Raw genomic sequence first — 13,472 nt, forward strand, 5'->3', positions numbered from 1 at the left:
TCCTTACTTAATAATATGAAGTTCCGGCCCGGAAAACCAGCCTCGAACAACTTAGAACGACGTGCGCAGACCCGCGGTAAAGGCCCACGGTTTGAAGCCCGGCGTAATCGTCGTGAAATTCGAATTCAGCAGCCCGAAGCCTTGCGTCGACTTCGAATTGTTCTGGATGTACGCGGCGTACGCATAGAGTTGCGTCCGCTTGGTGAAGTAGTACACATAGCCAAGGTCGTAGGCCATCGCCCTTGCGTCTTTGTTTTCGATGCGCCGTGCCACGCCGATGTTCACGTCGCCAGGGCCGACGGGAATCTTCGCGTTGACCATTTCCGCCGAGGCGAAGAAATTGGTCCCGTCGGTGGTCTTCGTGTAGACATAGTTGCCGCCGAGAATCACCGGGCCAAAGTTGTATGTGGCACTCAGAACGTGGGTAATCTGGGCTGAGGCTGACAGCGTGGTTGTGTTGGCGTAGTACTGGTCATGATTGAAACCGTACGCCAGCCAGAGGCTGCTGCGCGAGTAGATGACGTTAAAGCCGATGTTGCGGCCAGCGGCGGTTTGTCCGGTCGCGTTCTGCGCGCCGAACGAGTAGCCGATTTCCGAGGACAGGCCGTAGAAATTGGGCGTCCGGTACCGCACCGAATTCGGATAGAAGCCACCCGTGCCCGATTTGCCGAGCGTGTACGTATGCTCCAGGTTAATGATGGCCGAATAGGTGGCCAGCCCATACGTGCCGACGTCGGAGCCGAGGTAGGTCCAGTAGATCGGCAGGTACATGTAGCCGAAATCGACGTTACCGTACTGTTTGCTTCCCAAACCGACCGAAGCGCCGCGGGTCCACAAGGTCGCCCCGCCACCCGCACCCGTGTAGGTGTTGAAGCTTGTCTCCATCATGAAGTTCGCGGTGTATCCGCCACCGAGGTCCTCGGTGCCGCGAAAGCCCCAGCGCGATGCCTGCAGGTTGCCCGTGGCAGCCTGGGCAACCGGACTCACGTTGCGATCGTATTTCACGTACTGAACTGCGGCGTCGATAATGCCGTAGATCGTCACCGAGGACTGCGCATGGCTCGCCCCGGCAAACACCATCAAACCCATCCCCAACGCGGCACGCCCCAGCGGGTGCTGTTTCATTCGATGTCTCCTGTCACGCATTGCTGTTTTAGGGTAGCGCTACCGGTCGGGAGAAAAAGTACTGATTTTTTCGCCACAGCCGTTGAACCACCCGCCATGGTTCGCCTGCGCTGCCGCACAGGTCGATACCGGTACTGCCGGCCCTCTTCTCTCTCGTGGTATTGCCCCGAGTCCGAAGGTCTCCGTCACCCTATTGCCTGGTTATCCGTATCATCCAACCACCGAAGTCTGCGCAAGCCCCGCGTCGACGAGCAGGTTCTGTCCGGTAATCGCGGCGGATTCCTCGCTCGCCAGAAACAGCACCATGCTGGCCACGTGATGCGGCTCGACACGAAACTTCAGGCATTGGGATTCGATAAAGGCCTGGTCCGCACTGGCGTCGCGCCACAGCCGCTGTTGCCGCTCCGTCACGACCGCACCGGGCAAAACCGCGTTGACCCGGATGTTGAGTTCACCGAGCTCGCGTGCCAGCGTGCGCGTGATGCCACTGATGGCAGCCTTCGAGGCCGTATAGCCGATCAGGTTGGGCCGTCCGCGCAGCCAGGAGATCGACCCCAGGTTGATGATCGCGCCGCCTCCCGCGCCGGCCATGCCCGGGGCAACCCGTTGCGTAGCGAACACGTGGTGCGTGAGGTTCACCGCCAGCAGTTCATTCCAGCGCGCCTCGCTGAGATCCGCGAGCGCATGACGATCGTCGCGCGCCGCGTTGTTGACCAGCACGCGGATGGGGCCGGTCACGTCAGCCGCGCGGTCCAGCACCTGCTGCAACGCTGCGATGTCGCGCACGTCGCAGCGCGCAAAGAAAGGACGCCGCTCTACGGGATAGGTATCGCACAGCGCTGCGCCGGCCGCTTCGTCGATATCGCAGAAGGCCACCCGCGCACCCTGCTGAACGAAAGCGTCCACCAGTGCCGCGCCGATCCCGGATGCCCCACCCGAGACAAAGACGGCCTTCCGATGCAGGCTCGGATAGAGCGTGTAGTGCCGCGTCGCGCTCATCCTTTCAACCCTCCGGCGGTGAGCCCGCCAATCACCCGCTCCTGGAAGATCGCCATTAGCGCCGCCACCGGCACGATGGCGACCACGAGCGCAGCGGAGATCAATGGCCACGGAAATCTGAACTCGCCCTGGTAAAGCGTGATGCCCACAGGGAGCGTGCGAAACGCCGGCGCCGAGTTGAGCGAAAGCGCCAGCAGGAATTCGTCCCACGAGTTCACAAACGCGAGGATCGCCGCCGTGAACACGCCCGGCGCCGACAGCGGCAGCACGATGCGAAACAGCGCACCGATGCGTGTGCAACCATCGAGCAACGCGGCGCTTTCCAGATCCTCAGGGATCGCCTGGAAGAAGCTCACCAGCACGAGCGTGCAGACGGGCAAACTGAGTACGCTATAGGGGATGATCAGTGCGAGGTAGGTGTTGAGCAGCCCCAGCGTGCGCATGATCTCGAACAGCGGCACGAGCAACGTGACGAGTGGGAACATCGAAGACGCGATGATCAGCGAGAGGATCAACCCGCGATACTTCAGTTTCAGGCGCGCGATCGCGTAGGCCGCGCACGCCGCCACCATCACCGCGATCGCCGTCGAGCAGAAGGCCACGACGAAACTGTTGGCGAGAAACACCAGCAGCGGCTGATCCGTGAAAGCGTGCACGTAGTTGGCGAGCGTGGCGTGATGCGGCAAATAGGTGATCGGCGTGTGTGCCAGTTCCGCCTCGCTCTTGAACGAGGTCAGCAGAATCCATACGGCCGGAAAAAATCCGTTGAACACCACCACTGCAGCCGCGATCCAGCGCAATCTCGCGCCGCTAAACAGTCCCTGTAGCTGATTCATTTTCTGCCCTCCCCTCGCACGAACTTGAGATACACCACGCTGATCGCCAGCGAAATCGCGAACATGAACACAGCCAGCGCCGCGCCATAGCCCACGTCGAGATAGTCGATCATGGTGGAATTGATCAGCATCGCCAGCGTCGTCGTACTGTTCCCCGGACCGCCGTGCGCCATCGTGTAGGGAATGTCGAAGGTTTGCAGCGCGCTGATGGTGCGGAAGATCATCGCCACGACGATCGAGGGCACCAGCATCGGCAACGTGATGTGAAAGAACTTCTGCAGCCGGGTTGCCCCGTCGACCTCCGCGGCTTCGTATAGCGAGCGCGGGATCGTCTGCAGCCCGGCGAGCAGAATCAGCGCCACGAAAGACGAGGTTTTCCAGACCGTCGTCAGGCACACTGCGGCGAATGCCCAGCCGGGACTCAGCAGGAACATCACCGGCTCGAAGCCGAGCCTCACCAGCACATCGTTGACGATGCCGTGGTCCGTATTGAAGAACCACGCGAAGATGAGACCAGAGAACGCCAGCGGCAACGCCCAGGGCAACAGCAAGGCGAGGCGGATCGGCCAGCGCACCCGATAGGGCAGGTTCGCGAGGAGCGCCAGTGGCAGGCCGACGAGGAAGGCGCCGGGCACGGTGATCACCGTAACGAGCAACGTATTCTTCGTCGCGTTCCAGAAGTCCGGATCGTGCAATGCGTCCGCGTAGTTGCGCAAACCGGTAAAACTCGGCGCGAGGCCGCCCGAGAGGCGGATGTCGAAGAAGCTGTTGTACAGCAACTTGCCGATCGGATACACGACGATCAGTCCCAACAGCAACGCGGCAGGTGCGAGCAGGATGACGGCGAGCTGCGTTTCCGACGGGTCGAACCAGCGCGAGCGTCGCTGTTCCGGCTGCGCGTGTTTCTCGGTGACGCTGACGCTGTTCATCGCGCCCCCGCATGCTGAAGGGACGCGCCCGTTTGCGCATCGAACCAGTGGGTCTTCTCGTGCTTCACGGAAAGCCAGGCTTCGGCGCCGGGCGGCAAGCGGACATCCGCGGCAAGTCGCGCCACCAGCGGCTGGCCGCCGAGATCCAGCGTGCACAGTGTCTCGGCGCCGAGGGGCTCGTTCACAACCACGCGCGAGCGGATCGGACACGCGCCGCCCTGTGCGGCTGCCTCGGCGTTAGCTGCGTGCTGCAGGCATTCAGGCCGCACGCCAAGTGTCAGGCGCCGCTCGCCTGGCTTCAGTTTTGCCAGTACGTCGGTGGGTATTTCGATGTCGATACCCTGGCCGCGCGCGCGCGTCCGATCGATGTCCAACTCCAGCAGGTTCATCGCGGGTGAGCCGGTAAAGCCCGCCACAAAAGTGGTGCGCGGCGCGTTATAGATTTCGTCGGGAGTGCCGTATTGCACGACCCGGCCGGCTGACAGAACCGCGATGCGGTCAGCGAGCGTCATGGCCTCGACCTGATCGTGCGTGACGTAAATCATCGTCGCGCCCAGCCGCCGGTGCAGCTTCTTGATCTCGACGCGCATCTCATTGCGCAGCTTGGCGTCGAGATTCGACAGCGGTTCGTCGAACAGAAAGACCTTCGCATTGCGCACGATCGCGCGGCCCATCGCCACGCGCTGCCGCTGACCGCCCGACAGATTGCGCGGCTTGCGCTCGAGCAGATGATCGAGTTGCAGCAGTTTCGCTGCCGCTTTGACGCGTGAGTCGATTTCGGGTTTTGGCGTTTTACGCAGACGCAAACCGAATGCCATGTTTTCGTAGACTGATTTGTGCGGGTAGAGCGCGTAGTCCTGGAACACCATGGCGATTTCGCGTTCGCGCGGCGCGAGACCATCCACGCGCTTGCCGTCGATCATGATCTCGCCCTGCGTGACCGTTTCCAGCCCCGCGAGCATGCGCATCAGTGTCGACTTCCCGCAGCCTGATGGTCCGACGAAAACAACGAACTCGCCGTTCTTCACATCGAGATTAATGTCGTGCAATACCGCCGCGTTGCCGTCATACGCCTTGACCACACGGTTAAAGGTCACTGTCGCCATAAATGTCTCCTGTCGACCAGAGTTAGCGCTTTAGCGCTTACTCTGGTCCCATGCAATTTATTGCGCGTCCGCATCTCGTGGACGCGAATCAATGTTGTGCTGCCTGCAACACTCAATACGGCCCAACGCTTTCGGTACTCGCCGCACGCCCCTTGATCGCCGCGAGCCACGCCGCCGCCTGCCGCATCATCATTCCCATATCCGACGCGATCGCGACATAGTCGTAGCCGGCACGCACGAATGAATCGACCATCTCCGGCGTCGGTCCCACGATGCCGATCGGCATGCCGATACGGCGCGCGCGTTGCGCGGCCTCGTGAATCAGCGCCTGCACCGCTTCGTCTTTCAGGTTGCCGATCTTGCCCATGGCAGCGGACAGGTCGCCCGGGCCGACGAACAATGCATCGACACCCGGCACCGCGGCAATCAGTTCGAGCCGTTCGATGGCCGCCGGGGTTTCCAGTTGCACGATGCACGCAGTCGTTTCATTTGCCTCGGTGCTATACGAGGCCTGCGTGCCGTAGCCGCTCGCACGGTGCATCGCGGCATAACCCCGGGTGCCCAGCGGCGGGTATTTCGTCGATGCCACCGCGCGCCGCGCATCGTCCGCGGTTTCGACGAAGGGAAACATCAGGGTCTGCGCGCCCATGTCGAGTGCGCGCTTGGCCAGCACGGGATCGTTCGCCGCCAGTCGCACGATGGCCGTGGCCGGCGTGCAGCCGACCGCCTGCAGCAGTTGCCACGTGTCACGGAATTCGATCGGCACATGCTCCATGTCGATCAGCAGCCAGTCGAAGCCCGCGCGGCCGAGCGCCTCGGCGGTGCTGGCCGTCCCCGACATCAGCCAGGTGCCCAACGGCACGCCATCTGCCGCGAGGGCACGCCTGAAACTATTCAGGTCCGTGTGTGTGCTGGTTTTATCCATGCCGCTGGTTCCTTAAAAAATGGTTGGTTCGACCGGGGCTTCGCGCCCCATCAGAAAGTCGAAGTCGCAGCCTTCATGCGCCTGCGTGACATGCTCCAGAAAGATCCGCGTATAGCCGCGTCTGACCCTCTGTGCGGCGGGCTGCCATACCGCGCGGCGCCGTGCCAGTTCGGCCTCGCTGACGCGCATGTCGAGGCGCCCCGCCGCCACATCGAGTTCCACGATGTCGCCGGTTCTGATGAGCGCGAGCGGGCCGCCCGCCGCCGCCTCGGGCGCGATGTGCAGGACACAGGTTCCGTAGTGCGTGCCGCTCATGCGCGCATCCGAAAGCCGGACCATGTCGCGCACGCCCGCGGCCAGCAGCTTGCGCGGGATCGGCAGATTGCCCCACTCCGGCATGCCGGGCGCACCGAGCGGGCCGCCGTTGCGCAGCACCAGCACGGTGTTTTCGGTGACATCGAGCGCCTCGTCATGAATGCGCGCGTTCATCTCCGCCATCGAATCGAACACCAGCGCCGGCCCCGCGTGCTTGAGGAACTTCTCGCTCGCGGCGCTGGGCTTGATGACGGCGCCAGACGGCGCGAGGTTGCCGTGCAGCACCGCCAGTGCGCCGGCGGACGTAACCGGGTTGTCGCGCGGACGCACCGTCTCCGCGTCCATGCAACGCGCGTGTTGCAGGTTCTCGCCGAGCGTCAGGCCGTTGACCGTCCGGCAATCCAGATTCAACAGGTCGCGAACCTGCAGCAACAGAGCAGGCAGGCCGCCGGCGTAATAGAGGTCTTCCATCAGACGGTCGCCTGATGGAAACAGGTTGGCCAGCACGGGAATGCCCTCGCCTTTGCGCGCGAGGTCGTCGAGCGTAAGCGGGATGCCTCCCCTTCCAGCGATGGCGATCAGATGGATCGCCGCGTTGGTCGAGCCACCCAGCGCCATGTACGCGACAATGCCGTTTTCAACCGCATGCGCGTCGAAGAAGGTAGACGGCCGCAGATCCTCCCAGACCATCTCGACGATGCGCGCCCCGCTTGCCGACGCCATGCGGGTATGCGCGGAATCCATCGCCGGAATGCTGCTCGCCCCCGGCAAAACGAATCCCATCGCCTCCGCAATCGAAGTCATTGTGCTGGCCGTACCCATGGTGTTGCACGTGCCGGGCGTACGCGTCATCCGTGCTTCGAGCGCCACCCATTCGGTCTGCGGCAGATTGCCGGCCTGATATTCGTCCCAGAACAGCTTCGTGTGTGTTCCGGCGCCGACCGGCACGCCACGGTAGCGGTCGTTGAGCATCGGTCCCGCAGGCACGAAAATGCACGGGAGGTCTGCGCTCAATGCGCCCATCAGCAGGCCCGGCGTGGTCTTGTCGCATCCGCCGAGCAGCACCGCGCCGTCGACCGGAAGCGAGCGCAGCAGTTCTTCGACTTCCATCGCGAGAAAGTTGCGATACAGCATGGTGGTCGGCTTCACCATGACTTCGCCGAGCGACATCGCCGGTAACTCGAACGGCAAGCCGCCGGCCTGCAGGATCCCGCGCTTCACGGCTTCTGCCGTTTCGCGCAGATGGCTATGACACGGCGACAGATCGCTCCACGTATTGACGATGGCGATGACCGGCCGCGCCATGAATTCCTCGCGCCGCAACCCCATTTGCTGAAGACGCTGCCGGTGCGCGAAGGAACGCATGTCGTCCGGAGCAAACCAGCGTTGACTGCGCAACGATTCGAGTCGTACGAGTTTCTTGTCCAAGCGGCTCACCGTGTGCAAATCAAAAAGGGATGACGAGCCCGGCACGCGGCACGCGCTGATTCAGGCCGCACGTCCCCTAGCTCCGACAACGGCGCGACGCTGACCGACGTGCCACTCAGATCGATACCCACCCATGCCTTCATACAGCCGTCTCCCAGGAGGTTTGCGCGCGCCGCGCCCTCCGTCACTTGGATTGTGTTGCCGATCATTCGCATCCGATTACCGGGAAGATTTGCCGCAATAACCTTCCGCTCTAAAAAATATTTAAAGTCTTATCATTCACATCAGCTAATGCAGGCAAATCTAACTATCTGATTAGGCTCAAGAATCGAAATAGTCTTTTACACCCGCCCATACAGCCCGTCCTTGCCTTTGCATAACGAAAATTGCTAACCTGATTAATAAATCGACACAAGTCCGAAGAGCCGCTCCGCTCAAATCGGCTTTTACCAGAAGGAGTCCCACAAAATGACTACGAGACAACGTCTCATTCCCTCTTGCGTGCTATTGGCAGCGCTCGGTCTCGCCGCCTCCGCCGCATTTGCCGACAACACCACAAGCTTGCCGGCTGCGCCGAACGGCGCCTCAGCCGTGCGGACTGCCAACAGCGAAGACGCAGACCGGGAGGCACGCAAGGCCGAGCGCCGGCGACTCGCCCGACTGCCACGTCCAACCAATCCGGCATCGGCGGCGGATTACGGTTCATAAGCGGCGGTGCCTCCGTTCACGCGATCACTGTGCTTCAGGCATCCACGGTTCCGGCCGCGCACGGCATCGGCACGGCCCGGTTATGTGGCCGGCCTGTTTCGGGACGCAGCAATGGCTCGGCGGTGTACTGGCAAACCAGCGCGCGGCGCGGATGCGCAGTGCGGTTCGCGCCCGTGCGGTGCATCATGAGGCTGGAAAACGCCACCGCCGCGCCGGCCGGCACTTCGATCACCTCGCCTTCTTCGTCGCCGCGAAAGCCCACCAGATTGGCGCCGTTCGAGTCCCACTCGTGTTTCGACACCGCGAGATCCTGAGAGATGTCACGCGGAATCACGAACAGCGTGCCATTGTCCCGTATCGACTGATCGAGTGCGCACCACACCGTGAGGTACGGCTGATGCGCAAACGGCACATAGCCTGAATCCTGGTGCCAGGCGAAACTGTCGCCATGCTGCGGCGCTTTCACCACGATCTGTTCATTGAACAGGTACACCTTCGGCCCCAGCAGATCGGAGGCGAGTTCCGCCATCATCTGTCCTTTGATAAAGCGCTCGAGCGCGGGAAAGATCTCGCAGCGATTCGAAAAGAAGTGCCGGTTTCCCTTGCTGATGGCGCTGTACGCCTGTCCTTCCCGCAGGAAGGACGGCGGATACGGCCGACCCTTCACTGCCGCTTCCACGAGGGCGTCGGCTGCCTCGCGAGCTCCCTCCAGTTCCTGCTGCGACATCGCATTTTCGATTACGCAATAGCCCTTCTTCCTGAAACTGTCGATCTGATCCTGGCTGAGCATCTTCTCGCTCCTGTCGTCAAAGAGCCTTCAGATTAGGCTCAACGTTCGCCGCGATCTCTGCCGATCAAACCGACGTTTCTGCATTTCGTGCTAGTTCAGGGTGTACCCGTATCGCCATGAGACTGGCGGAGTTTCGTCGCGCCGCTATCCGCGTACTCCCCTTCTTGACAGAAAACCTGGCGCCCCCAAACAATGGCGGCTCGCACGCAGGCGCCGCGTTGGGCCGCAAGATCGGCCCGCACGCCATGAACCCTGCACAGCATATCTGGCTGTTGTTAGGACAAAATGAGGACTCGGTAAATGGCTCAGATCGACATCATCCCTGCCACGCTATCCGGAATGTGCTGGTTGAGCCCCGCGGCCCAGCCGCGCTACAAACGCCGCACCAGTCCGCACAGCCACGTCGAGATCGAGGCGAATCTGGTCGAGTCGGGCACCTGCCGTTATCTGGTGGACGACCGCATCCAGAACCTGACGCGCGGTGATTTGCTGTGGCTCTTTCCCGAGCAGCCGCACATGCTGATCGATGCGAGCGACGACATGTCACTGTGGGTGATCCTCGGCCGACCCGGGTTTCTCACGTCGCGCACGCAACGCGTGCCGGCTTCCGCGCACGAGCGCGAGCAGTTTGCCCGTCCGCATCGGCTGCGCGAAAGCGAGCGCACCCACCTGACCTCAGTGCTGCGATCGCTGACCGAGTGCGAAGACGATCCGGCTCATCATGCCAATGGGCTCGCCTGGTGGTTCGACGCCGCGGCCCGCATCACGGAGGCGCACAATGGCCGCGCCGGCCGTCCGATGCATCCCGCCATCATCAAGGCACTTGCCTTGCTCGATGCGGATCCGTCGACCCCACTGCCCAAACTCGCGCAAGTGGTTCACCTGAGCCCGAGCCGCCTGAGCCACCTGTTCGCCGAACAGGTCGAGCGCTCCGTCTCCGCCCATCGCAACCATGTCCGGTTGCGGCGCTTTCAGGAACAGTTGCAACTCGGCGGCTGCCGCAATCTGACGCAAGCCGCGTTCGACGCGGGCTTCGGCAGCTATGCGCAATTTGCCCGCGTACTCTATGACGCCACCGGCGTGACGCCGCGCGAACTGCTGGGCGATAACGCGGCATAGCGGCAAGTGAGGACACCTCAGCACGATCCGTGCAGCGCGTGATCGGCCGAGCGGCGATCATGCATGCATGACAAACGCCGCCACTCTTCTCATCGGCATCACAGGCAACAGCGTGGTGCACACCGACGCCGATACGTTCGATCTCGAGACCCGCTTTCGCATGGTCAGCGAGGCAGGCGTGTTCGACTACTACGAACGCTCGCCGCCGCCGCATGAGCTCGACCTTCATCTGCGGATGAGCGAGCGCTACAAGCTGCCGATCCGGGCAGGCGGATTCTTCTATACGCTCGAACGCGACGAGCCTCTGCTGGATTGGCATTTACGCATCGGCGGCGAACTCGGCGCGAAGGTGCAGAACATCCAGTTGCGGCATCTCGATGCGAATGGCGTGCCGGTGTCGAATGCCCGCGTCGCGGCCGCCTACCTGCACGCCGCGGAAGTGGGTGCGAAAGTGGGCGTGACGCCGTGCTTCGAGGTGCATGTTGATATGTGGTCCGAGCACTTCGGGCGCGTTGAGGAAGTGGCTCGTCTCGTGGAACGCGAAGGTGTGCCGTTCAACATGACGCTCGATGCGTCGCACGTCATCTTCAAGATCGGCAATACCGGCGAGCAACAGGTGCAAGGCATGCTCGCCGACGTGCAGGCGGGCCGCGTGCGGCTCGATCCCTTTGACAAACACAGCGTGATCCACCGCTGGATCAGCGGCAATCTCGTCGGGCATGCGCATGCGCGCCCCGCCGTGCCGAACAATCCCGTCAACGTGTGGAGCAGCGGCCCCGACGGCCGGCCAGGGCGCGGCATCCAGTATCCGTTTCGCCGCCCGCCCGCCGACGCCTGGCACAGCGCCTGGGACGAAGCGGCACTCGAACCATGGAAGCATGTGATGCGCACGCTGCTTGCCCATCACGCACGCGCGCCGTCGAGCCGGCTCGGCCACATCAGCACGGAAATCCTGCCGTTTCACGACTACGGCGCGGGTTCACGCTATTCGCTGTTTGACGACAGCGTGGCCTGTGCGCGCTGGCTACGCGAGACCTGGACCGCCTGTTCCAACAACGAGGCGCGTGGCGTCATGCCAGACACGCGCCATAACTTGCCCAATGGGCCAGGCCTCGCCGGCCAGCCCGCCACGACGGGAGCGCAGCAATGACACTGGAGTTCGAACACGGGATCCTGACCCTCAAGGCAGGAGGCCGGGTATTGCTCAGTCATCAGGAGACCCGCCCTTGCTGCTTTATCGGCATGGGTACCGGAATCGTGAAGACGCGCAAGGGTCACGCCGACCTGCGCGACGATCTCGAGGAGAAGATCGCCCTGCGCGCCGCGCGGCTGCAGCGGCGCAATGGTTGCGAGTGCATCGATTTCTCGGTGACCGCGGACGGTCCGGTCGTTCTGAGCGTCGAGATATTACGCGTCGAGACAGGCGTGCACCTGCGCCTTCAGTCGCACGATGCGCGTATCAACCGTCTCTGGTGGCGCGTACCCGCAGAGGCCGATGAATACGTGTGGGGCTGCGGTGAGCAGTTCTCCTACTTCAATCTGCGCGGACGGCATTTTCCGCTCTGGACCTCGGAGCCGGGCGTCGGACGGGACAAGTCGACCCACATCACCTGGCAGGCCGAAATCGCGGGCGGCGGCGGGGGCGACTACTACAAGACCTACTATCCGCAACCCACTTTCGTGTCCTCGCTCCGCTACGCGTTGCATGCGCAGACCACCGCTTATGCCGACTTCGATTTTCGTCGCGCGGAGTATCACGAGTTGCATTTCTGGGCCGTACCCGAACAACTGGAGTTCACGCTGGCGGATGACTTCCCGACGCTGGTCGAGCACTTGTCGACGCGCTTTGGCCGCCAGCCGCGTCTGCCGGAATGGCTGCATCAGGGCGCGGTGCTTGGTCTGAAAAACGGCCGCCGTCATGCCGATCACGTGCTTGCGCTCGCGCTCGAACACGGCGTGCAGGTGAGCGCATTGTGGTGCGAGGACTGGGCCGGGGTGCGCATGACATCGTTCGGCACGCGGCTCTTCTGGGACTGGCATTGGAACGAAGAGCGCTATCCGGATCACGCGCGCTGGGTGCAGGCGTTGCACGGCGCGGGCATCCGTTTCATGGGCTACGCGAACCCTTACCTCTGTGAGGACGGAAAGCTGTTCAGGGAAGCCCGCGAACTCGGCTATCTCGTGCGCGACAGGAGCGGCGCCACGCAACTCGTCGACTTCGGCGAGTTCATGTGCGCGACCGTGGACTTCACGAATCCCGCCGCCGCGCGCTGGTTCAGCGAACGGATTCTGGTGCGCGAAATGCTGGATCAGGGCCACGACGGCTGGATGGCCGATTTCGGCGAGTATCTGCCGGTCGATGCGCAACTCGCGAGCGGCGCGGATCCGATGCTGGCACACAATGCGTTCCCTTCGCAGTGGGCCGAGGCGAATGCGCAGGCGGTCGCGTCAGCGGGTAAAACCGGAGAGGTCGTCTTCTTCATGCGCTCGGGCTATACCGGCGTGCAGTCGCACTGCCCCATGCTGTGGGCAGGCGACCAGTCGGTCGATTTCAGCCGTCACGACGGTTTGCAAACGGTGATCTGCGCCGCACTCTCCGCCGGGCTTCTCGGCAACGCGTATCATCACAGCGATATTGGCGGCTATACGAGTCTCTTCGGCAACACGCGCACGGCCGAGGTATTTCAGCGCTGGGCCGAAATGGCCGCGTTCACCCCGATGATGCGCACCCACGAAGGCAACCGGCCCGAGCAGAACTTCCAGTTCTATCAGGATGTCGACGTGCTGCAGCATCTCGCGCGCATGACGCGCCTGCACGTTGCCCTGTCGCCGTATGTGCGCGAGCTGGTCGAAGCAGCGGCACAACGCGGCTTGCCGCTGCAGCGCCCCTTGTTTCTACACCATGCGGACGACCGCAACACTTACGACATCCAGGACCAGTACCTGTATGGCGAATCGCTGCTGGTGGCGCCCGTGCATACCGTCGATGTCCGTACCTGGCATCCGTATCTGCCCGCCGGCGCCCACTGGATCCATTTGTGGTCGGGAGCAGTGTTTGCAGGCGGCGAGCGCGTCGAAGTCCGTGCCGAACTCGGCGAGCCGCCGGTTTTTGTGTTGCAGGGAAGCCGCTGGGAAGAGTATCTGCTGTCGCTGCCGGCGAGCATCGATCGATAGAAGACGAAGAGACGAAGA

General features: G+C 62.7%; 12 protein-coding genes. 4 read left to right on the forward strand and 8 right to left on the reverse strand.

Annotated features, from left to right (window positions below; all coding sequences use genetic code 11):
• Positions 1-51 precede the first annotated feature (51 nt).
• From PQR27_RS13065 to araD, 7 genes are all read right to left on the reverse strand, one after another.
• Complete coding sequence (locus tag PQR27_RS13065; protein WP_408524057.1) at positions 52-1,125, reverse strand: porin; 1,074 nt, start codon at positions 1,123-1,125, stop codon at positions 52-54.
• Between the two features lie 210 nt (positions 1,126-1,335).
• Positions 1,336-2,124, reverse strand: a complete 789-nt coding sequence (locus tag PQR27_RS13070) for an SDR family NAD(P)-dependent oxidoreductase (RefSeq protein WP_408524058.1) — start codon at positions 2,122-2,124, stop codon at positions 1,336-1,338.
• Positions 2,121-2,960, reverse strand: coding sequence for a carbohydrate ABC transporter permease (locus tag PQR27_RS13075; RefSeq protein ID WP_408524059.1), 840 nt, complete (start codon positions 2,958-2,960; stop codon positions 2,121-2,123). The genes PQR27_RS13070 and PQR27_RS13075 overlap by 4 nt, the downstream gene beginning before the upstream one ends.
• Positions 2,957-3,889, reverse strand: coding sequence for a carbohydrate ABC transporter permease (locus tag PQR27_RS13080; RefSeq protein ID WP_408524060.1), 933 nt, complete (start codon positions 3,887-3,889; stop codon positions 2,957-2,959). Before PQR27_RS13080 ends, PQR27_RS13075 begins: the two co-directional genes overlap by 4 nt.
• Positions 3,886-4,995, reverse strand: a complete 1,110-nt coding sequence (locus PQR27_RS13085) for an ABC transporter ATP-binding protein (RefSeq protein ID WP_408524061.1) — start codon at positions 4,993-4,995, stop codon at positions 3,886-3,888. Before PQR27_RS13085 ends, PQR27_RS13080 begins: the two co-directional genes overlap by 4 nt.
• A gap of 112 nt (positions 4,996-5,107) precedes the next feature.
• Positions 5,108-5,920, reverse strand: a complete 813-nt coding sequence (locus PQR27_RS13090; protein ID WP_408524062.1) for an HpcH/HpaI aldolase family protein — start codon at positions 5,918-5,920, stop codon at positions 5,108-5,110.
• A 12-nt stretch (positions 5,921-5,932) separates the two neighbouring features.
• Positions 5,933-7,663, reverse strand: a complete 1,731-nt coding sequence (araD, locus tag PQR27_RS13095) for an L-arabinonate dehydratase (RefSeq protein WP_408524063.1) — start codon at positions 7,661-7,663, stop codon at positions 5,933-5,935.
• 468 nt (positions 7,664-8,131) lie between these two features.
• On the opposite strand from araD, the gene PQR27_RS13100 reads away from it, so the two are divergent.
• Complete coding sequence (locus PQR27_RS13100; RefSeq protein ID WP_408524064.1) at positions 8,132-8,371, forward strand: hypothetical protein; 240 nt, start codon at positions 8,132-8,134, stop codon at positions 8,369-8,371.
• A 34-nt stretch (positions 8,372-8,405) separates the two neighbouring features.
• Here the strand turns inward: PQR27_RS13100 and PQR27_RS13105 are convergent, their stop codons facing one another.
• The gene (locus PQR27_RS13105) at positions 8,406-9,161 is read right to left on the reverse strand and encodes a phytanoyl-CoA dioxygenase family protein (RefSeq protein WP_408524065.1); all 756 of its coding nucleotides are present in this window, start codon (positions 9,159-9,161) and stop codon (positions 8,406-8,408) included.
• Between the two features lie 300 nt (positions 9,162-9,461).
• Here PQR27_RS13105 and PQR27_RS13110 point away from each other — a divergent pair, with 300 nt between their 5' ends.
• The 3 genes from PQR27_RS13110 (at position 9,462) to PQR27_RS13120 (ending at position 13,454) form a co-directional block, all read left to right on the forward strand.
• On the forward strand, positions 9,462-10,280 hold the full coding sequence (locus PQR27_RS13110) for an AraC family transcriptional regulator (protein WP_408524066.1): 819 nt from the start codon (positions 9,462-9,464) through the stop codon (positions 10,278-10,280).
• A 67-nt stretch (positions 10,281-10,347) separates the two neighbouring features.
• The gene (locus PQR27_RS13115; RefSeq protein ID WP_408524067.1) at positions 10,348-11,430 is read left to right on the forward strand and encodes an IolE/MocC family protein; all 1,083 of its coding nucleotides are present in this window, start codon (positions 10,348-10,350) and stop codon (positions 11,428-11,430) included.
• Positions 11,427-13,454 (forward strand): alpha-glucosidase, encoded by a 2,028-nt coding sequence (locus PQR27_RS13120; RefSeq protein ID WP_408524068.1) that lies wholly within the window; start codon positions 11,427-11,429, stop codon positions 13,452-13,454. Before PQR27_RS13115 ends, PQR27_RS13120 begins: the two co-directional genes overlap by 4 nt.
• Positions 13,455-13,472: the final 18 nt, after the last annotated feature.

It is taken from the genome of Paraburkholderia fungorum, assembly GCF_046027215.1.
Classification (GTDB): domain Bacteria; phylum Pseudomonadota; class Gammaproteobacteria; order Burkholderiales; family Burkholderiaceae; genus Paraburkholderia; species Paraburkholderia fungorum_D.